18 protein-coding genes are annotated in these 23,351 nt (G+C 66.6%); 12 read left to right on the top strand and 6 right to left on the bottom strand.

Features of this window, described 5'->3' with window-relative positions; all coding sequences use genetic code 11:
* Positions 1-109 precede the first annotated feature (109 nt).
* Genes IWX64_RS07755 through IWX64_RS07745 form a run of 3 tightly spaced genes read right to left on the bottom strand, consistent with a single transcriptional unit; the run spans position 110 to position 4,874 of the window.
* On the bottom strand, positions 110-1,081 hold the full coding sequence (locus IWX64_RS07755; protein WP_196866561.1) for an NAD-dependent epimerase/dehydratase family protein: 972 nt from the start codon (positions 1,079-1,081) through the stop codon (positions 110-112).
* Positions 1,078-3,858: an alpha/beta fold hydrolase gene (locus IWX64_RS07750; RefSeq protein ID WP_196866560.1), complete on the bottom strand. Its 2,781-nt coding sequence runs from the start codon at positions 3,856-3,858 to the stop codon at positions 1,078-1,080. Before IWX64_RS07750 ends, IWX64_RS07755 begins: the two co-directional genes overlap by 4 nt.
* Complete coding sequence (locus tag IWX64_RS07745; RefSeq protein ID WP_196866559.1) at positions 3,852-4,874, bottom strand: 3-oxoacyl-ACP synthase III; 1,023 nt, start codon at positions 4,872-4,874, stop codon at positions 3,852-3,854. Before IWX64_RS07745 ends, IWX64_RS07750 begins: the two co-directional genes overlap by 7 nt.
* Positions 4,875-5,109: 235 nt before the next feature.
* On the opposite strand from IWX64_RS07745, the gene IWX64_RS07740 reads away from it, so the two are divergent.
* Positions 5,110-8,775 (top strand): AAA family ATPase, encoded by a 3,666-nt coding sequence (locus IWX64_RS07740; RefSeq protein WP_196866558.1) that lies wholly within the window; start codon positions 5,110-5,112, stop codon positions 8,773-8,775.
* On the opposite strand, the gene IWX64_RS07735 is transcribed toward IWX64_RS07740, so the two are convergent.
* Positions 8,772-10,037 carry an MFS transporter gene (locus tag IWX64_RS07735; protein ID WP_196866557.1) on the bottom strand — a complete coding sequence of 422 codons (1,266 nt, stop codon included), beginning with the start codon at positions 10,035-10,037 and terminating at the stop codon, positions 8,772-8,774. The two genes, IWX64_RS07740 and IWX64_RS07735, sit on opposite strands and share 4 nt — an antisense overlap.
* A gap of 64 nt (positions 10,038-10,101) precedes the next feature.
* Between IWX64_RS07735 and ftsY the strand changes: the two genes are divergently transcribed.
* Positions 10,102-11,304, top strand: coding sequence for a signal recognition particle-docking protein FtsY (gene ftsY, locus IWX64_RS07730; protein ID WP_196866556.1), 1,203 nt, complete (start codon positions 10,102-10,104; stop codon positions 11,302-11,304).
* A 58-nt stretch (positions 11,305-11,362) separates the two neighbouring features.
* Here ftsY and IWX64_RS07725 read toward each other — a convergent pair whose 3' ends face one another.
* Positions 11,363-13,129 carry a hypothetical protein gene (locus tag IWX64_RS07725; RefSeq protein WP_196866555.1) on the bottom strand — a complete coding sequence of 589 codons (1,767 nt, stop codon included), beginning with the start codon at positions 13,127-13,129 and terminating at the stop codon, positions 11,363-11,365.
* Positions 13,130-13,412: 283 nt separating this feature from the next.
* On the opposite strand from IWX64_RS07725, the gene IWX64_RS07720 reads away from it, so the two are divergent.
* Together IWX64_RS07720 and IWX64_RS07715 are read left to right on the top strand one after the other, a co-directional pair.
* Entirely contained in the window at positions 13,413-14,711 is a 1,299-nt protein-coding gene (locus IWX64_RS07720; RefSeq protein ID WP_196866554.1) for an ammonium transporter, read from the top strand.
* Positions 14,708-15,046 carry a P-II family nitrogen regulator gene (locus IWX64_RS07715; protein WP_019482927.1) on the top strand — a complete coding sequence of 113 codons (339 nt, stop codon included), beginning with the start codon at positions 14,708-14,710 and terminating at the stop codon, positions 15,044-15,046. The genes IWX64_RS07720 and IWX64_RS07715 overlap by 4 nt, the downstream gene beginning before the upstream one ends.
* Positions 15,047-15,241: 195 nt before the next feature.
* On the opposite strand, the gene IWX64_RS07710 is transcribed toward IWX64_RS07715, so the two are convergent.
* Positions 15,242-16,762: a glucose-6-phosphate dehydrogenase gene (locus IWX64_RS07710; RefSeq protein WP_196866553.1), complete on the bottom strand. Its 1,521-nt coding sequence runs from the start codon at positions 16,760-16,762 to the stop codon at positions 15,242-15,244.
* 26 nt (positions 16,763-16,788) lie between these two features.
* On the opposite strand from IWX64_RS07710, the gene ffh reads away from it, so the two are divergent.
* The 8 genes from ffh (at position 16,789) to trmD (ending at position 23,265) form a co-directional block, all read left to right on the top strand.
* On the top strand, positions 16,789-18,366 hold the full coding sequence (gene ffh, locus IWX64_RS07705; RefSeq protein WP_196866552.1) for a signal recognition particle protein: 1,578 nt from the start codon (positions 16,789-16,791) through the stop codon (positions 18,364-18,366).
* A gap of 167 nt (positions 18,367-18,533) precedes the next feature.
* Positions 18,534-19,226 (top strand): alpha/beta fold hydrolase, encoded by a 693-nt coding sequence (locus IWX64_RS07700; RefSeq protein WP_196866595.1) that lies wholly within the window; start codon positions 18,534-18,536, stop codon positions 19,224-19,226.
* Between the two features lie 19 nt (positions 19,227-19,245).
* A complete protein-coding gene (locus IWX64_RS07695; RefSeq protein ID WP_196866551.1) occupies positions 19,246-19,740 on the top strand; it encodes a GNAT family N-acetyltransferase in 495 nt (164 codons plus the stop codon).
* A 206-nt stretch (positions 19,741-19,946) separates the two neighbouring features.
* Entirely contained in the window at positions 19,947-20,849 is a 903-nt protein-coding gene (locus IWX64_RS07690; protein ID WP_196866550.1) for a VOC family protein, read from the top strand.
* Between the two features lie 174 nt (positions 20,850-21,023).
* Positions 21,024-21,443 (top strand): 30S ribosomal protein S16, encoded by a 420-nt coding sequence (gene rpsP, locus IWX64_RS07685; protein ID WP_171586094.1) that lies wholly within the window; start codon positions 21,024-21,026, stop codon positions 21,441-21,443.
* Position 21,444: 1 nt separating this feature from the next.
* Positions 21,445-21,690, top strand: a complete 246-nt coding sequence (locus IWX64_RS07680; protein WP_019482920.1) for an RNA-binding protein — start codon at positions 21,445-21,447, stop codon at positions 21,688-21,690.
* Between the two features lie 114 nt (positions 21,691-21,804).
* On the top strand, positions 21,805-22,443 hold the full coding sequence (gene rimM, locus IWX64_RS07675) for a ribosome maturation factor RimM (protein WP_196866549.1): 639 nt from the start codon (positions 21,805-21,807) through the stop codon (positions 22,441-22,443).
* The gene (gene trmD / locus IWX64_RS07670) at positions 22,444-23,265 is read left to right on the top strand and encodes a tRNA (guanosine(37)-N1)-methyltransferase TrmD (RefSeq protein ID WP_196866548.1); all 822 of its coding nucleotides are present in this window, start codon (positions 22,444-22,446) and stop codon (positions 23,263-23,265) included. It begins immediately after the preceding gene.
* Positions 23,266-23,351 lie beyond the last annotated feature (86 nt).

Raw genomic sequence — 23,351 nt, 5'->3', positions numbered from 1 at the left:
GTGTGTCCACTTTCGCGCTCATATGCGCATTTTCACCGACGTATGGTCCCGGAGCGTACGCCCCAGTATTCAGCGGGCAGAGGATATTCGGTGTGCAGAGGACTCCTGGCTACAGCTGCCGGTAGTGCTCCGAGAGCCTGGCCAGGCCCTCATCGAGTGACACGCCGGGCGTCCAGCCCAGCAGGTCGCGGGTACGCCGCTGATCGAACCAGTGTGCAGTGGAGAGTTGCTCCGCCAGGAACCGGGTCATCGGTGGTTCCGCATCGGCCCCGCTGCGCTGCCACACGAACTCAACCAGCGACCCCGCGCCACGTGCCACCCTTCCGGGAACGCTCCACCGCGGCGGGCGAACCCCACCCGCCCGGCAGATGCCCGCGATCAGTTCGCCGATGGGCCGGGGCTCTCCGTTGGTGACCACGACCGCCAACCCCGCTACCCGGTCCATCCGGCCGAGGGCAGCGGCGATCGCCTCGGCGGCGTTATCGACGTAGGTGGTGTCAACCAGTGCGGTGCCAGCGTCCAGGACGGGGAGACGCCCGGCTCGCGCCCGCTGCAACACCCGCTCCACCAGTTGGGTGTCGCCTGGACCCCACACAATGTGTGGCCTGACTGCCGCAACGCGGAAGCTGTCGCTGTTGGCCTGCAGTGCGATGAGTTCGGCGCGGGCCTTTGTTTGGGCGTAGTGGCCCAATACCTTCTCCGGCGTTGCATCAGTGGCAGCCTGCCCCACGATCGACGTACCCACGTGCGCCACCGAGGGGGAGGAGATGAACACGAAGTCCCGCACCCCGGCGGTGCGCGCCGCATCCAGCAGGCACCGGGTGCCCTCCACATTGACTGCTTCGAAGTCAGCTGCCGCTCCGGCGAACGAGACCTTGGCCGCCAGATGCACCACAGCATCCATGCCCAGCACCGCCCGCTGGACGGCAGTGGGATCGGTGATTGATCCCAGGCTGTCCTCGATGCCGCTCAGTCCGGCTGGACGTCGCTGAAACGTGCGCACCTCGTGGCCCTGGGCCTGCAGCAACTCGGCAGTCACCCGGCCCAGCATCCCGCTGGCACCGGTGACCAGGACCCTCACAGTTTGCCGATCTTTCCGCCGGCCAGCACCCCGGCGGCCCACCGTGCCACGGCAGTCCGGTCAATCTTGGCGTTGTGCCGGATGTCCGTGGGCAGCGCGGGAACCACCAGGACCGCGGACAGCTCAGCGCCAGCGGTGCGGGCGGCACTGCGTGCCTCGGACGCCAGCGATGCGGGTGCGAGCCCCGGTTTTGCCGTCGCCGGGATAGTCTCGACCACCGCGACCACCGCCTGGGTGCCAGCAGGCCCCACGCCCACTACCGCTGCGAGCCCGACGACGTCCACCGCCTCAAGAGCCTGCTCCACCCCTACCGGGGTAAGAACACCAGCGGCCGGGGTGATCAGGTGGGGAAGCCGTCCCTCGACCCAGAGCCGGCCGTCGCAATCGAAATGTCCGATATCCCCGGTGCGGTGCCAGCCACCGGTCCGCGAGCTCTCGCTCTGGGTGAGCCACAGTCGGTAGTAGCGATCCTTCACATGGGGAGCATCGATGAGGATTTCCCCGGTCACCCCAGCCTCGGTGGTGGGTTCGCCGTCGGCGGTCCCCGCCTGGTTGAGTTCACTGACGGCGATCCGTGCTCCCGCGACGGCCCGGCCCACGCAGACGCCGTTCCCAGCGCCCACCACGTTCCCGGCAGCAGCGTCGGCTTCGGCCGAAAGGATCAACCCGAGGTCGACGTCGGTGACGGGCAACGCTTCGGTCATCCCGTAGGGCGTGTGGAGCGACGCCGCGGGAAGAATGCCCAGTAGCTCGGTCAGCAGCCGCGACGGCACGGGGGCGCCAGCCGAAAGGAGCAGCGAAACCCCTGCCAGGGCTTGTCTGCCGGTATCGGTCAGCTCTCCCTGGGTGGCCAGGATGTTCCGAAGCGCTGCGGGGGACGCGAACACGGTGGTCGCGTCGATGGCCGCAACGGCGTCGGCGAGGGCCGACGCTGAAAGGGTCCTGGGTCTGGTGACGTCCATGTCGGGGGTAATCGACGTCGTGCCGAGGGCTGGGCCCAGCAGGGCGAACGGTGCGAAACCCGCCACCAGGGCGTCGCCGGGGCGAATGCCGAAGGTCTCGGAGACAGTGTCCCGCATCGCTGCGAGCCGGCGGTGGGTGTACACGACTCCCTTGGCTGGGCCGGTGGAACCGGAGGTGAAGAGGATGGCGGCGTCGGCATCGGGATCGAGTACATCGGGATCAAGGAAGCCGGGATCGAGCACGTGAACTGATCCGGTGTCACGGGTTCCAGTGTTACTGGTTGCAGTGTGAGGGGTTCCAGCATCGTCGGGCGCGGCTGTCGTCGTGCCCTCGCGGAGCTCCGCGAGTGAATACTCCACCCCGAGGAGTTTCCGCTTGGCGGTGGGGAGCGTGGCAACACTGATGCGGCGGCCGGGCCAACCGAACAGCTTTGCTGCGGTGAGCGCCAGGTCAATACCGATCAGGAAGTCCGGAACCGTCCCGCGAACCGCCTTGCTGAGGCCCTTACGGCCCAGGCCGGCGTCCGCGACGATGATCACGGCGCCGATCCGCAGACAGGCGTAGAGGAGCACCGTGAGCTCCACCCCGGGCGGCACCATCAGGCTCACCCTGCTGCCGCGGCGCAGGCCGATCCGCCGCAGAGCGTCGGCGAGCGAACTGACCTCGTGGTCCAGCCCACGCCAGGACAGGGACCGGCCCATCCGGCCAGCCTCGCCCATATCGGCGACGGCCAACTGGTCGGCGTCGGGACCCTGTGCGCGCCGGGTCAGTTCGTGCTCCAGCGGGGTGAACGACGCGGTCGCGGCGGCTGTGGGGTCGTCGTTTGTTGGGTCATTCTCTGTAGGGTTGTCGCCTGTTCGGGCGTCCTCTTCAGCGGGTTCGGGAGAAGGTGCCCCAGCGGGGGGAGCCAGGGCGCCGTCGAGCCAGTGGAAGAGAGGACCGGCGATGTCCCGGTCCTCGCCGACGAGGTGGCTGGCACCCTCGAACCGGTGAATATCGGCCTGGGGGAGCCGTGCCGCGAGGTCGTTGAGGTAAGTGTCCGAGAAGATGGGATCCTCGGGTCCCCACAGCATCAGCGCGGGCACGTTGAGGGTGCGGATGCCCTCGGCGATGCTCCGGAGCGCCGGATAGCTGGGATGTGATGGTCCGGCGGGAATGTCGGCCACAAAGTCTGCAATACCCTGGCGCCGGGCGCCACCGCGGTATGGCAGGAGGAACGCCTTCCGCACCTCCTTCGGCAGCGCGGGCCGGGCCAGCGCGTGGGTGACATCCAGGAACGCCGACGTGTCCTTCGTCCCCCACCGGTGCACCAGCGGGTGGAGCGCCAGACGCAGGGGAGCGGGAATCGCACGCTTGGGGTCCTGGTGGATTGCCGTGTTGGTGAGCACGACGGCGTCGACGAGGTCCCTGCGCTGGTGCGCGAAGCCGAGGCTGACAACGCCGCCCCAGTCGTGGCCGACGGTGATGATCGGTCCGGTCAGGTTCATGGTTTCGACGAAATCGTTGAGGTCCTGGACCCGGTCCGCGAGTCGTCGGAACCGGCCGGTTCGTTCAGAGAGTCCCATGTTCAGCTGGTCGACGGCAATCACCCGCCAGCCGTGCTCAGCCCCTGCAGCAAGCACGCTCCGCCACAGGTAGGACCAGGTGGGGTTGCCGTGCACGCACAGCAGGGTTCCGCGGGCAGGCTCGGTGAGCTGCGCGCCGTTATCGAGGTAATGCCAGCTGTTGGTGGTTCCCTCGGGATCTACTGCGGCATGGGAGGGGACGTCTCGGTAGTGCGGCCACGAGGGGTCGACACCGGGAAGTGCTACCACGCAATCTCCAGCATCGCGGTGTTCAACCCGGACCCGACGCCCATGCAGAGCACCCGGTCACCGGAGGTGAGGGTCTGGGCCTCGGCGGCCAGGGTCATCGGCAGTGATGCCGGACCCACATTGCCCCACTTCTGGAAGGTCATGGGCACCCGGGACGGGTCTAGGTCAATCGCCTCGACGATCGCGTTCGTGTGGGTGCTGCTCACCTGGTGGGTGATGTAGCGGTCCATCGCGGTCCAATCCCACTCCTGCTGCGCCTCATTCCAGGCGTCGACCACCAGCTCAAGGCCGCCGTCGAGCAGTCCCTGCGCATCCGTGTACATGCCGTCGATCCCGCCGACACAGAGTTCGTGGTGTTCGGTTCCGGCTCGTGCCACGCCGCCCAGGACGCGGTGCGCGCCGGGGTGGGCGTCGGCCGGGCCAAGGACAGCAGCGGCTGCTCCGGATCCGAGGGTGAGCGTAGCGAACTCCTGAAGGAAACTGGCCCGGGTGGCCTCGGGCTGGTTCAGGCGGCGCAGGGTGGCTTCCTGGGTGGTCTGGGAGTCTTCACCGTTGACCACCATGGCGTACTGGATCTGCCCGGCCTCGATCATGTTCGCGGCCAGGGTGATCCCGTTGACGAAGCCGAGGCACGCATTGGCGACGTCGAAGTTCATGGCGGAGGAGGGCAGGCCGAGCCCGTTGTGGATCTTCACCGCAACCGATGGTTCCAGATTGGTCCGGGTGACCGAGGTGTTGATCAGGAGGCCGATCTGCGACGCCTCGATGCCCGAGGACGCCAGTGCTTTGGCGCCCGCCTCGATGGCGGCGTCGTCGAACCGGGTGCCGGGAGCCCACCAGCGGCGTTCGGTGATTCCCGCCACGCGCTGGAGCAAACCGGAGGAAAGCCTCAGACGCTTCAGCGCCGGAGCCAGTACACGGTCGAATTCGTTTGAGGTGACGATGACCGGAGCCTCAACACTTTCGATGCCCAGGAGGGCGGTGTTGTGGTGTCGGAAGTTGAAATTGCCGGTCAAATTTCCTGCCTTGTCGACTGTTCAGTGCGCCTCGATAACCTGCGCTGGATGGCCCTGAGGGCACTCGGACGCACAAACGGATCTAACGATCCGTTATAAAGCCTACTTGGTGTAGCTTTCCAAGGACCGCATCGAACGAGAATTACGCGGTCCGTGAACCAACACAATGCTGCTGTACAGGCCTCGAACGCAGTAGATTGGGGGAAACCGACATCTTCTGGAGACCCTGAGAACTGTGCATCTGAAAAGTCTAACCGTGCGCGGCTTCAAGTCCTTCGCCTCCGCGACGACGTTCGACTTCGAGCCGGGAGTAACCGCAGTGGTAGGCCCCAACGGGTCGGGGAAGTCCAACGTGGTGGATGCCCTCGCGTGGGTGATGGGCGAACAGGGGGCCAAGACCCTCCGCGGCGGCAAGATGGAGGACGTCATCTTCGCGGGGACGTCCGGACGCCCACCGCTGGGCCGGGCCCAGGTCTCCCTAACCATCGACAACGCCGACGGCGCCTTGCCCATCGAATACGCCGAAGTCACCATTTCCCGCACCCTGTTCCGGACCGGCGGTTCCGAGTACGCGATCAACGGCAGCACCTGCCGGCTCCTTGACATCCAGGAATTGCTCTCGGACTCCGGGTTGGGCCGGGAAATGCATGTGATCGTGGGACAGGGGCAACTGGACAAGGTGCTGCACGCCACCCCTGAGGACCGTCGGGGCTTCATCGAGGAAGCCGCCGGGATCCTGAAGCATCGGCGACGCCGCGAAAAGACGGTGCGCAAGCTTGATGCAATGCAGGCGAACCTGACCCGGTTGACCGACCTCACGGGTGAAATCCGCCGCCAGCTGACCCCCCTGGGGAAACAGGCCGACGTCGCCCGTCGCGCCAAGACGGTCCAGTTCGACGTCCGGGATGCCCGAGCTCGGCTCATGGCCGACGACCTGGTGCAGCTGGTCAACTCGTTCGAGCAGGAGGTGGCTGACGAGACAGCCCTCAAGGAACGCCGGGCCGACGTCGAGAAGCTCCTGGCCATTGGCCGCTCCCGGCGGGCGGACCTTGAGCGACTCGCTGCTGAGGCGACACCACGGCTGAACACGGCCAGGGACACCTGGTACCAGCTGGCCAGCACCCGTGAACGATTCAGGTCGCTGGGTAGCCTCGCCGATGAGCGCACCCGGCTGCTGGGCAGCGGCGCGGAGGACGACGCGTCGCGGACCAGCGGCAGGACCCCAGACGAGTTGGATCAGCAGGCTGCCCGCGTACGCACCGAGGAAGCCACCCTGCGCGGGGACGTTGCTGACCGGCGGGAAGCCCTCGAGACGGCCGTTGAGCTGCGCGGTGACGCCGAGGACGCTGCAGCGCTGGAGGATAAACGCCTCACCGGGCTGCTGCGTGCCGCCGCCGACCGGAGGGAGGGCCTGGCCAAGCTCACCGGTCAGGTGGGAGCGGCCAGGTCGCGGGTGGAATCGGCGGAAGCGGAGCTGGGCAGGCTTCGGGCCTCGGTGGCCGACGTCGACGTGCGACGCACCGCAGCCCAGCAGGAGTTTGCCGCCCTGGAGGTACAGGTGGCCGGCGCCGAGCAGGGCGAGGAGAACCTCGACGAAACGTATGAGACGGCCAGCGCTGCCCTGGCGACAGTCCAGGCTGAGCTCAAGGAACTGACCCGGCAGGAACGCGCAGCAGACCGGGAGCGTGAGTCGCTGCAGGCGCGCAGGGAAGCCCTCCAGACCGGACTGCAACGCCGCGACGGGAGCCAGACGGTGCTCGACGCCGGCCTGGACGGCGTGCTCGCTGCAGTCACTGAACTGATTACCGTTCGGCAGGGGTACGAGACGGCCATTGCTGCGGCCCTCGGCCCCGCAGCCGACGCCGTCGCGGTCCGGGACCTGCAGGCAGCCGACCGCGCGTTACGGCGCGTGATCGACGACGATGCCGGGCAGGTGGCGCTACTTGTCGCCGGTGGTACTGATGCCGGTAGGGCAGATGGCGGGGGGACTGATGCCAGCGGCGTGTCTGCGACGGTGGGGAGTTCCGACGGTTCACCAGGCGGGACCGTTCGAGTCCCCGCTGAGGAACTTCCCCCGGGTGCCGTGCCGGCGGCAGACCTGGTGCGCTGCGACGCCCGGATCGCTGGCGTCGTTGGGACCATGCTGGCCCACAGCGTCGTCGTCGACCTCCTTGATGGGGCATTTGACCTGGTGGAGGCGCACCCACACCTCACCGCGGTGACCCGCGACGGGCATCTCGTGACCGGGGCCTCCGTCCGGGGCGGCTCAGCCGCCGAGCCCGGGGTCCTGGAGATCCAGGCGGCAGTTGATGAGACCACCGGCCGGCTGGAAGCGGCCGCCAACCGGAGGGAGCGGGCACGGTTCGAGATTGCCGCCGCGACAGCGCGGCTTGAGGACGCCCAACTGGCTGCCGATACGGCGCTGGAGCAGCTCCACGAATCGGATGCACGGCTGGCGGCAGTGGCCGAGAAGCTGGGACAACTGGGTTCGGTGGTGCGCTCCGCGGCAGGAGAGACGGAGCGGTTAACCCAGCTCGCTGACGCCGCTGCCGCCAACCTCGCCACCGAACAGGACCGGCTGCACGAGGTCACCGCGCGGCTCGCTGCTGCCCAGGACGTTCCCGCCGAAACCGAACCGTCGACCGAGCACCGGGACCTGCTCGCCCTGGGCGCCGCACAGGCACGGCAGGCCGAAATGGAAGCCCGGCTGTCGTTGCGGAGCGCCGAGGAGCAACTCCGCGCAATCGCCAACCGGGCGGTGTCTCTGGAACGGGCGGCAATCGCCGAACGGCAGGCGCGGGTGCAGGCAGCGGAACGGGCCAGGATCCGTCGGGTTCAGGCCCGCCGTGCTGCAGCCGTAGGGCAGGCGTCCCGCAGCGCGCTGGCCTACCTCGACGTGTCGGTGGATCAGGCAGCACGCCACCGGGACGCCGCCGAGGAGTTGCGCGCCCAGTGGGATGCCGAACTCGGCGAGGTCAGGACCGGCAACGACCGGCTGCTGGCCGAGCTCGCGGAGCTGACCGACTCGGTGCACCGCGACGAGTTGGCCCGCGCCCAGCAGCAGGCCCGCATCGAGACGCTCGAGAACCGGTCGATCGATGAGCTGGGGCTGACCGCTGACCACCTCGTCGCCGAGTATGGCCCGGACGTCCCGGTGCCGGTCCCCGCCGCTGCTGCGGATAAGTGGGCAGAGCTTCGCGCCCCCGTGGACGACGACGGCAAGCCGGTGCCCGTCGGCGTGCCCTTCGTCCGGGAGGAGCAGGAGAAACGGTTGAAGCGCGCCGAGAAGGACCTCGCCTCGCTGGGCAAGGTGAACCCGCTCGCCCTGGAGGAGTTCGCCGCATTGGAGGAACGCCACCAGTTCCTGAGCACCCAGCTCGAGGACCTCAAGGCGACCCGCAAGGATCTGCTGGATATCATCAGGGAAGTGGATGAGCGGGTGGAGCAGGTCTTCACCGCCGCCTACCGGGACACGGCGGTGCAGTTCGAACAGGTCTTTGGGCGGCTGTTCCCTGGTGGGGAAGGACGGCTGGTGCTCACCGACCCGGAGAACATGTTGACCACCGGCATCGAGGTGGAGGCACGGCCCGCCGGAAAACGGATCAAGCGCCTGTCCCTGCTTTCAGGGGGCGAGCGCTCGCTGACCGCTGTCGCATTGCTGGTAGCGATCTTCAAGGCGCGGCCGTCGCCGTTCTATGTGATGGACGAGGTGGAGGCAGCTCTTGACGACACCAACCTTGGCCGGTTGATCACCCTGTTCGAGGAGCTCCGCGAGTCCAGTCAGCTCATCATCATCACCCACCAGAAGCGGACCATGGAGGTGGCAGACGCGCTCTATGGGGTGACGATGAGGGGCGACGGCGTCTCCACCGTCATCAGCCAGCGGCTGGTGGAAGCCTAGGGAGTTCGTTGGGGAAGCGTTTCGCGGGCACCCAGCCACACCAGGAACGCAGCGAAAGCCACGGCACCGGTCAGGGCGAAGGCCCACCCGAAGGACAGCGCGTCCACCAGGAGGCCGGCGATGATCGGGCCAATGATCGCACCGGTGTCCGCGCTCATCTGGAACGCGGCCAGGACCTTTCCGCCGCTGCGCTGGTTCCCGATCACGTCGGCCACCGCCGCCTGCTGCGCCGGGTTGAGCAGACCCGCCCCGAGGCCGGCAATCACGGAGACGGTCAGGAACAGGACCAGATCGGTGGTGAAGCCAAGGCAGGCCATCGCCAGTCCGTTGACGGCGAGGCCGGTCAGGATCATCGGTTTGCGGCCCAGGCGGTCCGCCAGCCTGCCGGAGAAGGTCAACGCCAGGGCGGTGCCCGCGGCGAAGAAGGTCAGGGCGATACCGGCCACTTCCGGCCCCTCACCGAGTACCGCCGCAGCGAACAGGGGAACGAGCGCCATCCTGACGCCGAACGAGGACCAGCCGTTGGAGAACCCCGAGGCGAGGGCCGCCCGGTAGGCGGAATCGCCCAGCGCCTCCCTGACAGTCAGCGCCGGCAGGGGGGCGGCGTTGGCTGCCTTGTCCCGGAGCGAGGAGTCCCGCAGCTGGAAGAACACCACGGCCGCGGCGATCATCAGCGCACCGGCATAGACCAGGAACGGCACCCTCAGCCCAAACACGGCCAACAGGCCACCGATCAGCGGGCCGATAATACTGCCCAGCAGGAACGCTGACGCGTACGACCCGGATACCCGGCCCCGCAGGCCGGGAGGTGCCAGCCTGACGATCAGCCCCATCGCCGAGACCGTGAACAGGGTGGAGCCGATACCGCCGAGACCACGAAAAATCAGCAGCTGCCAGTAGTCGGCCGCGAACGCACACGCCGCCGTCGACAGCGCCACAATGAGCAGGCCGGACACGTAGACCGGCCGCTCACCCAACCGCTCCACTAACCTGCCGCTGGCGGGAGCGAACACCAGCCGGGTGAACGCGAAAGCGCTGACGATGATCGCCGAAGCGGTGACCCCCAGGTCCAGGCGCGCCACGAGCGGCGGCATATCGAAACTCTGCGCGAACTGCGGCAGGACCGGCGCCACGAGGCCAAAACCGATGGCAATCACGAAGGCAGCAGCAATCAGCACCCGGATTTCGCGCGGAATTTTGATGCGTTCCGCGGGTTCGACGGCGGCTGTGCCGGTGGTGGAGGAGCGTCTGAAGCTGAACATGATGCGTTTAGTCTTTCACCAGTTTCACCCGGGCAGCGCCAGACGCGTATGAGAAGCTAGGTCTGTGAACGAGACGACGCTCCAGATAGTAATTTACGTAGCCATTTCTCTCGCGGTCATCGGCTCACTTGCCGTGCTGCTGCTGAAGGGACGGAAAACACCGCCGGGTACCTACACCAGCACCCGCGACGACGACGACCGGGTCGCCAGCGGCCCGTCGGGAACCTCCACCGACACGTTGGAACGGCCGATGGGTACGGCCGACGATGTCATTGTTCCCGACGACCTGCGCGACCTCGACGAAACCACCATCGGGACCGAAACGGTGCCGGTCGAAACCCCCGCAGAGGTGCAGGGCCGCCTGGCCCGCCTCCGTGCCCGACTGATCCGGTCGAACAACGCGCTCGGCAAGGGCCTGCTCGCCCTGCTGTCCCGCGACAACATCGACGAGGACGTCTGGGACGAAATCGAAGAGACCCTGCTGCTCGCCGATCTGGGCACCGAACCGACAATGGAACTGGTGGACGCGCTCCGCGCCCGGGTGAAGGTGGCGGGTAGCCGCAGCCCCGCCGAGGTGAAGGACATGCTGCGCGAAGAGCTCATCAAACTCGTGGATCCCACGATGGACCGCTCCCTCGCTACCCACCGGCACGCAGACCGCCCGGCGGTCGTGCTGGTGGTCGGTGTCAACGGGGTCGGCAAGACCACGACCGTCGGCAAGCTGGCCCGGGTGCTGGTCGCTGATGACAAGGACGTCCTGCTCGGCGCGGCCGACACCTTCCGCGCCGCAGCAGCGGAACAGCTCGCCACGTGGGGACAGCGTGTGGGTGTCCCCACGGTCCGGTCCGACGTCGACGGCGCCGATCCCGCCTCGGTTGCCTACGAGGCGGTCAAGGCCGGGATCGACGGCGAAGTGGACGTGGTCATGATCGACACCGCCGGTCGCCTGCAGAACAAGGTCGGCCTGATGGACGAACTCGGCAAGGTGAAGCGGGTCATCGAGAAGCTGGCCACCGTTGATGAGGTGCTGCTGGTGCTCGATGCCACCACCGGTCAGAACGGCCTCAACCAGGCCCGCGTGTTCGCCGAAGTGGTCAACGTGACGGGAATTGTCCTGACCAAGCTCGACGGCACGGCCAAGGGCGGCATTGTCGTCGCGATCCAGCGCAGCCTCGGGGTGCCGGTGAAACTGGTGGGCCTCGGCGAGGGTGCCGACGACCTGGCGCTGTTCGAGGCCGAGTCCTTCGTGGACGCAATCCTCAACTAGCTGATCCACCGAAAGCGGCGCCCCACGATGGTTCGTGGGGCGCCGCTTCTGTGTGGGGCTAAAAGGTGAAGGTCAACACTGACACGGTGCCCGCCGTCACCGGGACCTGCACGGACTCGGCGCCGGGAACAAACCCGGGAACGGCCGGACGGTCCGCCGCGGGAACCGGTGGTGCGGGCTGCCCGTCGATGACCGTCGCATCCTCGGCACCGTAGGACGGCCCCCCGAGCTGGGTCATCGCGCTCGTGCGGGCACCCGCGGGCAACTGCACCGTGACGTCGGTCTGGGCGCTCACTTCGGGATCATTCTGGTTGACGAGCACCACGCTGATGCTGCCGTCCTCGTGCTCGATCGCGTAGCTGTACGCCAGCCCACCGCCGTCGACGGTGTTCTGCAGGAACGCTCCCGGCGGAAGCTCGGCAACCATCGACAGCCCGTAGTAGTTGGCCCGCTCGTCAAAGGTCGCATCCGGCTGAAGATACGGTCCGCCGGAGCAGATCGAGGACATCGGGGGTCCGCCCACACAGGTCAGCAGCGAGCTGTGGAAGCTCAGCCGGGCAACCCCGATCTCGGCCGCGCTCAGCGCGTAATCGACCGTCCACAGTGCCGAGGCATGCGTCTTGGTGGTCTCGTTGGACCCGGGGCAGGCCGAAATGCCGGTCTCGGGGATCCACGTTTCCAGCCCCGCCTCCTTGGCGGGCGCCAGGGCTGCGGTGCGGTAATTCTGCGCCCGGTCGTGGATGGGTGAAGCCATCAGGTTTTCCATGATGGGCTCGCCGAGGGGGTCGTTCGCGCCGTCACACTGGGACAGCGGATAGTGGTGAAAGGACAGGATCTTTTCCTGCGGGAGGTCCGCCTGGGCGAATGGGTCCCACCAGGCTTCGGCGTAGGTACCCGGGCCGACGATCCGGACCTCCGGGGCCACGGCGTACATCGCCTCCGCATACGCCGACAGCTCGGTCAAGTAGTCCGGGATGCCCCAACTGGAGGGGCGGAGACCGTTGGTCGGGTACCCGTTGGGTTCGTTTCCCACCGTGATGCCCACCAGCCGGTCCCCGAAGATCTCGCTTGCGTACCGGGTCATGTCGGCCGCGCGTGCGGGATCGTAGTGGCCCAGGTCGACGGTGAGGCTGATCGTGGCGTCGGCTGCTTCCAGGAGCGTGTTCACGCGCTCCAGGTCCGCGGGGCCCGCGGCCCGCACCGGGTGGGCGTCGTCGCCGGAAAGGTTCCCGGGGATGGGTTCGTCCGTTGACGTCCAGAAAAACCGCCGGTCGACGGCGTTACCGCCGAAGCGCAGCATCGGACGTCCCAGTCCGGTCAGGCTGCTCACGATCTCCTCGTTGTCCCCGGACATCCGTGGGTCGGCGAGGTCGGTGGCCTCCAGGGATAGGCCGATCAGGTTGGAGGGCAGCTCAGTACCGGTCGGTTCGGCTGAGACACTGACGGTCATCGGCTCCACCGCCTCCAGCGGCGACCCATCCGGGGGCCCTGCCTGCTCGTAGAACTCAGTCGGTGCCTCGGATGGCGCGTCTGTGGGTTCGGGAACCGGCTCGGTGGTGGGCGCAGGGGAGTCGGTCGCGGCGGGTGCGCTGGGAGCCGTCGCCGTCGCCGTCGCCGTCGCCGACGAGGACGAGCTCGGGGTCGCGGCCGGTTCGTCGTCGCCGGTGAGCGCCGAAATGCCCACCCCGGCGCCAATCAGGACGACGACGGTCGCCAGGCCGGCGGCCATCATGACCCGCGGGGTTGGCCGGGTGCGTGCTGCAACCGGATTGCCGGCATCTTCGGGTGCAGGATCGGGGGTGGGGCGAGAGGGGTGGTCGGACATTGTTCTCCATCGTTGTCAGCTCCCAGCAAGTCTAGCCAGCCGGGGACTCACCCTTTGTCCCCTGCCGGACCCCTTTCCCCATTACTCTCCGATCCTGATCCAGTCCAGCGAAGTGGGCAGAATCGGGTGCGGTTAACACAGCCGAAACATACCCGTCATGCACTCTTTACCAACGTGCGAGTTCTGTAACCTCCCCGCAATCAATTGGCTCCCGGGCCCGAAACACAGCGCAGGCAGACTTTTGATTGCGGGAACTGCCCGCCACTCGCGAGAGGATGTGACGATGGATCTGACAGCAGGTCACGTCTGGGTTTTGGTTTCGGCCGCTATGGTGCTTCTGATGACACCGGGGTTGGCATTTTTCTACGGCGGCATGACGCGCGCCAAGGCCGCACTGAACATGATGATGATGAGTTTCATCGCCGTCGGTTTGGTCGGCATAGTTTGGGTTCTCTGGGGATACTCGATGACAGGCGGCGACGGAGTCGCCCAGCTGTTCGGTAACCCCTTCGCTTCCTTCGGCCTCGAAGGGCTGATTGGCACCGAGGACATGATCGGCGCCGGCTACGGCGTCACCTTCGCCATCATCACCGTCGCCCTGATCAGCGGTGCGATCGCCGACCGGGCAAAGTTCGGTGCCTGGTCGCTGTTCGTTCCCATCTGGGTCACCCTGGTGTACTGCCCACTGGCCTTCATGGTCTGGGGTGGCGGCCTGCTGAGCGCTGATGGCGCTGTCGGCGGAGCCGTGGGCGAGGCGATCGACTTCGCCGGTGGCACAGTCGTCCACATCAGCGCCGGCGTGGCAGCGCTCGTGCTGGCAATCATCCTCGGCAAGCGTCAGGGCTTCGGCAAGGACCCGGCGCAGCGCCCCCACAACGTTCCGCTGGTGATGCTCGGCGCAGCACTGCTGTGGTTCGGCTGGTTCGGATTCAACGGCGGCGCCGCAGGCACCGCAGAAGAAGCTGGCCTCATCTGGATCAACACGATGGTAGCTCCCGCTGCAGCGATGGTCGGCTGGCTGGTGCTGGAACGCTTCCGCGATGGCCGACCCACCTCCCTCGGTGCAGCGTCGGGTATCGTCGCCGGCCTGGTCGCCATCACCCCGGCCTGCGCCAACGTCAGCCCCATCGGCGCCGTCGGCCTCGGTCTCGTCGCCGGTGCACTCTGCGCCCTGGCGGTTGGCCTCAAATACAAGCTGGGCTTCGATGACTCGCTCGACGTCGTCGCCGTGCACCTGGTGGCCGGCACCGTCGGAACCATTGCTCTCGGTTTCATCGCCATGCCGGTTGACGGCGAGGGCGGTGGCCTCTTCTACGGCGCTGGCGGCGGCCAGCTGCTGGCACAGGTTGTCTCGGTCCTGGTGGCCGTCACGCTCTCCGCTGTGATGACCGCGATCATCGGCCTGGCAATCCACAAGACCATCGGATTCCGGATCACTGCCGACAACGAGGTATCAGGTGTCGACCTGTCGGAGCACGCCGAGACAGCCTACGAGTTCGGCGGCCTCGGTGTCGGCGGACAGTTCCACCCCACTAACAACGTTGCAGCCAAGGACAGTGTGTCGGAAAAGGTGAACTCATGAAGCTGGTAACAGCAATCGTCCGCCCGGATAAGCTCGACGGCGTCCGCGGGGCTCTGGAAACGTACGGCGTCCAGGGACTCACGGTCAGCGGGGCCAGTGGCTATGGAAGACAGCGCGGCCACACCGAGGTTTACCGTGGTGCTGAATACACGGTGGACCTGCTCCAGAAGATTCGCGTAGAAGTCCTCGTGGCGGACGCCTGGGTCACCGACATCGTCGATGTCCTGGTCTCAACAGCCAACACCGGCCGGGCCGGCGACGGCAAGGTCTGGGTTATCCCGGTGGAGGACGCCGTCCGCGTCCGCACCGGAGAACGCGGCGACGCCGCGCTCTAACCGGGCCGGGATCTCCCCGGACGCGCCCACTCCTGAATCGAACCGGCACTGAATCCCACAGGCACTGGATCGCACCGGTCAACGTCACCCTTCGCTTCCCGAATCACCGCATAGCGCGGCGGTTCAGAAGCGGAGGGTGACTCGCCTTTAAGTTCGCTTGCCTTTAAGCCCTCCTGGCTTTCAGTCCACGTGTCTTCAAGCCTGCTGGTCCCAGGCGGCAGGGCCGGACGAACCGGCGGGGTATTCATCCAACGGCACCTCGTTCGCAGCCCACGCGTCCAGCACCGGGTCGACGATCCGCCAGCAGTCCTCTGCGGTGTCCCCGCGAACGGACAGGGTGGGGTCGCCGGTCAGGACGCCCTCCAGAACTTCACCGTACGGCAGCAGCTCCGACGCGTTCAGTTGAACCTCCAGGACGGCCCGGTCCAGGGAGAAAATATCGCCTGGTCCGTTGACATCAACCTCTAGCTTCAGGGTTTCGGGTCCAAACCCGATCCGCAACTGGGTGGGGGAGTCCTGGCCAGTGAATCCGGTCGGAAGATGGCTCACCGGCTTGAACGACACGAGCGCCTCCTTCCGGTTTCCACCCAGCGCCTTCCCTGACCGCAGGATGAAGGGCACCCCCGACCATCGAGAGTTATTGATGGACACGGTGATCTCGGCCAGCGTCTCGGTTCCCTGCGCCGGGTCGACACCGTCCTCGGCTGCGTAGTCGGGGATCATCCGCCCATCGACAGTCCCCGCGGAGTACCTGGCGCGCCGGGTGCTCGTGGCGAAATCCGGGTCTACCTCACTGGCGCGCAGGACGGCACCAATGCCATCCCTCAGGTCACGCTCGTGCAAACTGACCGGCGGCTCCATCGCGAGGATCGCCATGGCGTGGAGCAGATGACTCTGGATCATGTCCCGGAGCGCGCCGGCGCCGTCGTAATAGCCAGCCCGGCCCTCCAGGGCCAGAGCCTCGTCGTACAGCACTTCAACCCGATCGATGTGCAGGTTGTTCCAGACCGGCTCCAGGAGTCGGTTGGCGAACCTCAGCCCCAGGATGTTCAGGACTGTTGCCTTCCCCAGGAAGTGGTCCACCCGGTGGATATGGTCCTCGGCTACCAGTGCCGTCAACGTTTCGTTGAGTCTGAAAGCCGCCGCCTGATCGGTCCCGAACGGTTTCTCCATCACCAGGCGGGTACCCAGTGGCAGATCGTCGGCGGAGAGCAACTCGCACGCCTTCTCCGAGATCGCTGGCGGAAGGGCGAAGTACACGGCCACAGGACCCTGCAGCGACGAGATCAGCTCTGCCAGCTCACCCGGCGCGGTGACGTCGATCTGCCGGTATTCGCTGGTGGTCCGCAGCAACTCCAGGGTGACCCGGGCGTCGTCGTCGGCGGTCTTCGCGGCGTCAGCGAAGGAAGCGCTCACCCGGTCCGCCCACTGACCGGCGCTCCAGTCGTCGTAGCCGGCACCGACCAGATTTAGCCCCGTCGCCCGGCCGTGCCCGACCAGGCGCGCCAGTCCGGGCAGGAGCAAGCGGCCCGTCAGGTCGCCCGAGGCCCCCAGAATGAGGAGCGTGGCGACCTCCTGGTCGGGTGAAAAGGGGGAGCTGTCCTGGACTGAGTTCGTATGCGTATCCACCCGCACTACCCTGCCACCTTGCCATCGTGTTGTCCCGCAAGCCGTCAGCGGCCCTAGTTGGTACCCTTGATAACTGGGCCCCACCATCCATCGAAGAAAGCAGTTCACGGCACGTGTTCAATTCACTCTCTGACCGGTTGACAGAAACTTTCAAGAACCTTCGTGGGAAGGGTCGGCTCTCCGAAGCCGACGTCGACGCCACAGTGCGCGAGATTCGCCGCGCCCTGCTCGATGCCGACGTCGCGGTCAGCGTGGTCCGCGAGTTCACCGCCAAGGTCAAGGAACGCGCGCTGGGGCTCGAGGTGTCCCAGGCGCTGAACCCGGGCCAACAGGTCGTCAAGATCGTCAACGAGGAACTTGTGGGTATCCTCGGCGGGGAAACACGCCGGATCCGCCTGGCAAAGAACCCGCCGACCGTCATCATGCTCGCCGGTCTGCAGGGTGCTGGTAAAACCACCCTCGCCGGCAAGCTCTCCAAATGGTTGAAGGGCCAGGGTCACAGCCCCCTGCTGGTCGCGTGTGACCTCCAGCGCCCCAATGCCGTCAAGCAGCTGCAGGTCAACGGTGAGCGTGCTGGCGTGCCGGTGTTCGCGCCGCACCCGGGTGTCAGCTCCGAGTCCGAGACCGCTACCGGCGACCCGGTCGCCGTCGCCCGCGCTGGTGTTGCCGAGGCACGCGCCAAGCTGTACGACGTCGTCATCGTTGATACGGCTGGCCGCCTGGGCATCGACGCCGAGCTGATGCAGCAGGCATCCGACATCCGCGACGCCGTCAACCCCGATGAAGTGCTGTTCGTCATCGACGCGATGATCGGCCAGGACGCCGTCAACACGGCGCAGGCATTCAATGAGGGCGTCAACTTCACCGGCGTGGTCCTGACCAAGCTCGACGGCGACGCCCGCGGCGGTGCGGCGCTCTCCGTGGCCTCGATCACCGGCAAGCCGGTCATGTTCGCCTCAACCGGTGAGGGACTGAACGACTTCGAACTGTTCCACCCCGACCGGATGGCTTCGCGCATCCTCGACATGGGCGACATCCTCACCCTGATCGAGCAGGCGGAGAAGTCCTGGGACAAGGACGAAGCCGCCCGGATGGCGCAGAAGTTCTCCGACCAGGAAGACTTCACCCTCGACGACTTCCTGGCGCAGATGCAGCAGATCCGCAACATGGGCTCCATGAAGAAAATGCTGATGATGATGCCCGGCGCTGCCGGGATGCGCGAGCAGCTGGAAAACTTCGACGAGCGCGAAATCGACCGGGTTGAGGCGATAGTGCGGTCCATGACCGTCCACGAGCGGGTGGCACCGAAGATCATCAACGGTTCCCGGCGCGCCCGCATCGCCCGCGGCTCGGGTGTGCACGTTTCGGAGGTCAATGGCCTGCTGGAACGTTTTGGCCAGGCGCAGAAGATGATGAAGAAGATGGCGTCCGGTGGTGGCATTCCCGGAATGCCCGGCATGGCTGGCCCCGGAGGTTTCAACGGCGGCGCCCGCAAGGGCAAGGCCGTCGCGAAGGGGAAGAAGAAGCCCAAGTCAGGCAACCCGGCGAAGGCCGCCCAGGAGCGGGCCGACGCCGAGGCACGGCGCAACCGTCCCTCGGTGCCCTCCGGTGCCGCGTTCGGTGCCCAGAACGACTTCGACCCGGCATCCCTGAACCTGCCGAAGGGCTTCGAGAAGTTCCTCGGCAAGTAACTCTCATCCCCGGGGTGGGGCAGCTTCAACCCGGCGGTGAGGACGCACCTCCTCCCGTGGTGCGGCAGTTCTACCCCGGATCGAGTCAACCGCTAGGACGGATTTTCATCGTAATCCGGTCACTTCTGTTGACTCGATCCACCTTTGAGGACCCTGTGAGCACTGAAATGACCACTGAACGACTCGTTTTTGTCCACGGCAGCGGTACCTTCGGAGCCGCTGCCTGGCCCACCCAGCACGCCCTGGCCAGCACGTATGACTGCCTGTTCCTTCGCCGCCACGGCTTCGAGGTGGGCGTTGACCCTTTGCCCACCGATTTCGCCGCCGATCAGCGGATCGTGATCGACGCGCTGGGGGAGGGCGGCCATGTGGTGGCCCATTCACAGGGTGCCATCGCGGCGATGATGGCCGCCGTTGACCGCCCCGATCTGGTGCGCTCCCTGGTGCTCGTGGAACCGGCGTGTTTGTCCCTGACCACCGACCTGCCCGCAACGGCGGCCCACCGTGCGCTCGTGGGCCAGCTGTACGATCGCCGCGAATCGCTCTCCGACGAGGAATTCCTGCACGAGTTGGTCCGCCTCGTCTTCTCCACCGATGCCCGGCCGCCCGCGACCACCGAGGACCGCCGCGCGGCCCGACGGCTCCGGTTGCAGTCCCCGCCGTGGGAGGCTCCACTGGATATTGTCCCGGGGGTGCCCACCCTGATTGTCACCGGCGGCTGGGAACCCCTGTACGAGGAGATTGCCGAATACCTGGCCGTGACCGGCGCCCGCCACGTGGTGTCGCTGGGAGGCCACCGGCCCCAGGACACGCCCGACGGCGACGCCCTCATCCGTGGGTTCATCGCTTCCCACGCGTGAGGAAGGCGGACTTGAGCGCATGATCAGCATCCGTGAGGCCGGGAAGCTGGATATCACCTTCCTGCCAGCCATCGAGGCGGCGGCCGACTCGCTCCTGACCTCGATCAACGGGTTACCGCTTCAGGTCCCGCTCCCGGCCGGAGCGTCCCGGATTGAACTGGCCGCCTCGCTGCAGCTGCTGGTCGCCGGGACGCCATGCATCGGGTTCGCCCGGCTGGAGGAGGTCGACGGGGGCGCCCACCTCGAGCAGTTGGCCGTGCTGCCGCGGCACGCGGGCCGCGGGACCGGCCGGGCCCTGGTGGAGGCGTCGAAAGCCTGGGCCCGGGACCACGGTTACCCCACGATGACCCTCAGTACCTTCGCCGATGTGCCCTTCAACGCCCCGTTCTACGCAACCTGCGGGTTCGAGGCGATACCGGTGCTGTCCCCGGCACTGCTGGAACTTCAACGTCATGAAACCGCGCTCGGGCTCGACCGCATTGGTCGTCGCGTGATTATGCGGGCCGTCCTGTAGCCGTCGTCGTCGGGTGAGGGCTCCGGACACGGTACGCCCGCGCAGGTTTCCCCACCTTCCGCGGGGATGGGCTCCCGACGACGGCGTGTCCCGGTCCGCCACCCCGAATCCCTGCCAGAACCTGGGGAGATTTGCGCGGCAGCTTCCGGAATAACTTGAAGGTTCAAGTAGTTTACTCTGATACTGCGTCACTTAGAGGAGAAGCCATGACCATCACCCAGGACCTGCTGCCCGACGACCTGTCGATGGGCACCGTCCTACTGAAGGTGGGTGACCTGCCCACCATGTCCAACTACTACCAGCGAGCCCTCGGCCTGGAGATCATCGACGAGGCCAGCGATGGCCTCCGGCTCGGCCGCACAAACACGCCGCTCATTCACCTCGCTCCGGCCGCAGGACTCCAGCTCCCCGCCCAGGGCGAGGCAGGACTCTTCCACACCGCGCTACTCTTCGACGATCGATCGGCCCTCGCCGCCACTGTCGCGGCGACCGCCCAGTACGACGCCGGGCTCTACGTGGGCAGCGCCGATCACCTGGTCAGCGAGGCCTTCTACTTCACCGACCCTGAGGGCAACGGGATTGAACTGTACTTCGACAAGCCCCGCGATACCTGGCAGTGGAGCGCCGACGCCTCCGGGCAGGCCAACGGAAAGACCACGGGTAAATCGGTCGTCATGGACAGCCTTCGCCTTCCCGCAGATGCCTATCTCCGTGACCACCTCACCGAAGCGGCGGTAACGGGCCAGGCCCAGGCGAGGGCCGCCGTCGGGCACGTACACCTGCAGGTGGGCGACGTGGAGACCGCCGGAAAGTTCTATGTCGATACCCTGGGTTTCGAGCGGACCGCAGGCTGGCACGGCCAGGCGCTGTTCGTGTCGGCCGGGGGATACCACCATCACATGGCAATGAACGTGTGGAACAGCCGCGGTGCCGGACCCCGCAAGGACACGCTCGGACTCGGTGAGGTGCTCATCCGGGTCCCCGCCACAGACCACGTCGACGCTCTCGCCGACAGGCTCAGGGGCGCAGGCATCACCCACCATCACACGGGCAGCGAACTACGCTTCAACGACCCGTGGAACAACAAAATCCGGGTTGCAGTCGACTAGCGTGGCGTGATTCGTGCTGGAGTCGGCTATCTGGCACAATAGATCTGTACTCGATCCGGGCAGCCCCTCTCTCTGCGCGCGCATCTTGTCCTTTTGAACCCTCAGAAGTGGCCCGCCCCACGGGAGCACTGAGTAGGGTTCACCCCTTTAGATCATCAAGGAGTGACCACAACAGTGGCCGTAAAGATTCGCCTGAAGCGCATGGGTAAAATCCGCGCACCTTTCTACCGTGTCGTCGTCATGGATGCACGCGCCAAGCGTGATGGCCGTGCCCTCGAGGAAATCGGTAAGTACAACCCCACCGAGGAGCCCTCGTTCATCGAGATCAACTCCGAGCGTGCACAGTACTGGCTCGGCGTTGGCGCACAGCCAACCGAGCAGGTTGCTGTACTGCTGAAGATCACCGGTGACTGGCAGAAGTTCAAGGGCATTGAGGGCCAGGAGGGAACCTTGAAGACCAAGGCTCCCAAGGAAGCCTTCACCGCTCCTGAAAAGGGTTCGGTCATCGTTCCGGAAGCCATCACCCCCAAGGCCAAGAAGTCCGACGCCGAGGCTCCAGCCGAAGCCGAGACGGAAACCGCCGAGGCCAAGTAAATTGCTGGCAGAAGCGCTGGAACACCTCGTCCGGGGAATCGTCGACAGTCCCGATGATGTCAAGGTTTCCCTGAAGAACAACCGCCGGGGCGAAACCCTCGAAGTACGGGTTCATCAGGACGATCTGGGCCGGGTCATTGGCCGCCAGGGCCGCACAGCCCGCGCACTGCGCACCGTTGTGTCAGCCCTCGCCGATGGAGAGCCGGTACGCGTGGACGTCGTCGACACGGACCGCCGCCGGGGCTAACAGCCCTTCAGCACACTGCCACACAGCAAAAATCAATGAGTTTGGCCCCGCACCGGATAATGGTGGAGGGGCCAAATTTATGTCCACCTACCCCAGCAGCACCAGGAGTGTCAGATGGAAGTTCAGGTTGCCAGGATCGGCAAGCCCCACGGTATTCGCGGCGAGGTCACCGTGCAGCTGTTCACCGACGCGCCGGAGGACCGGTTCGAGGCCGGGTCCGTCTTCCGCGCCGAACCGGCAGCCCTCGGGCCCCTGACCGTCAGCGGCGCCCGCTGGAACAAGGACATCCTCATCCTCGGCTTTGACGGGTTCACCGACCGGAACGCGGCCGAGACGCTCCGCGGTGCGAAGCTCTTCATCGACACCGATGAAGCCGACGATGATGACGACGACGCCTGGTACGAACACGAGCTGGTGGGCCTCGAGGCCCGGGTGGGGGACGACGTCGTCGGGAAGGTCAGTGGCCTGCGCACCCTCGAGGTGCAGGACCTGCTGATCATCGAAACCTCGGCCGGCCATGAAACCCTGGTCCCGTTCGTTGCTGAGATCGTTCCCGAGGTCAACGTCGCCGACGGTTTCGTCCTGCTGACCCCGCCGGACGGCCTGTTCGAACTGAACCTGCCCGGTTCCAACCAGGCAGGTCCCGACGACGGCGAAGTGACCGGGCTCGACGACGACGCCCCCACCGGTTCTGCCGGGGCCGATGACGCCGCCGGCACTTCTGATTCTGCCTCTGAGGGCAGCGGTCGCTAGGTGCGCATCGACGTCGTCAGTATCTTCCCGGAGTACCTGGCAGCCCTTGACCTGTCGCTGATCGGCAAGGCGCGGCAGGACGGGCTGCTGGACCTCCGGGTCCATGACCTGCGCAGCTTCACCACCGACCGCCACCGGACAGTCGATGACACCCCGTATGGCGGGGGAGCAGGGATGGTCATGAAGCCCGAACCGTGGGCTCTGGCGCTGCAGTCCATCGTCGACGCCCCACCGGCGGAGACCCGCCCGGTGCTGATCGTCCCCTCTCCGGCGGGTGAGGTGTTCACCCAGCGGATGGCCCATGACCTTGCCGAGGAGCCGCACCTGGCGTTCGCCTGCGGCAGGTATGAGGGAATCGACGAGCGGGTCCTTGAGTGGGCCGGTGACTTCTTTGACGTCCGCCCCGTCAGCCTGGGGGACTACGTCCTCAACGGCGGCGAAGTGGCGGTCCTCGCGATGGTCGAGGCCGTCGGCCGCCTCCTGCCGGGCGTCGTCGGAAACCCCGAGTCACTCGTCGAGGAATCCCACTCGGACGGACTGCTGGAATACCCCGTCTACACCAAGCCTTCGGACTGGCGTGGCCGTGGGATTCCCGACGTGCTGCTCAGCGGCAACCATGCACGGATCGCCCAGTTCCGGCGGGACGAGCAGTTCCGTCGCACCGCGCAGCGTCGTCCTGACCTGCTCGAAGCTCTGCCATCGGACTCCCTCAGCAAGGCGGACGTGTCAGCACTGGCGGACCTGGGGTACGCCGTCGTCGGGGGCGCGCTCAGGCGAACGCCTGAGCGTCCGCGAGGCAGCCCGCCGCCGGTGACCGGGTGAGCCCCTCCATATGGCATAATTGAACTTTGTGTCTACTGGGTTGTTCCCTGCCACAGGGGGAGAACTACCAACAGGCTGACACGCTG

It is taken from the genome of Arthrobacter sp. CAN_A212, from assembly GCF_015752345.1.
GTDB lineage: Bacteria > Actinomycetota > Actinomycetes > Actinomycetales > Micrococcaceae > Arthrobacter_D.
This window is presented reverse-complemented; position numbering and strand designations above follow the sequence as displayed.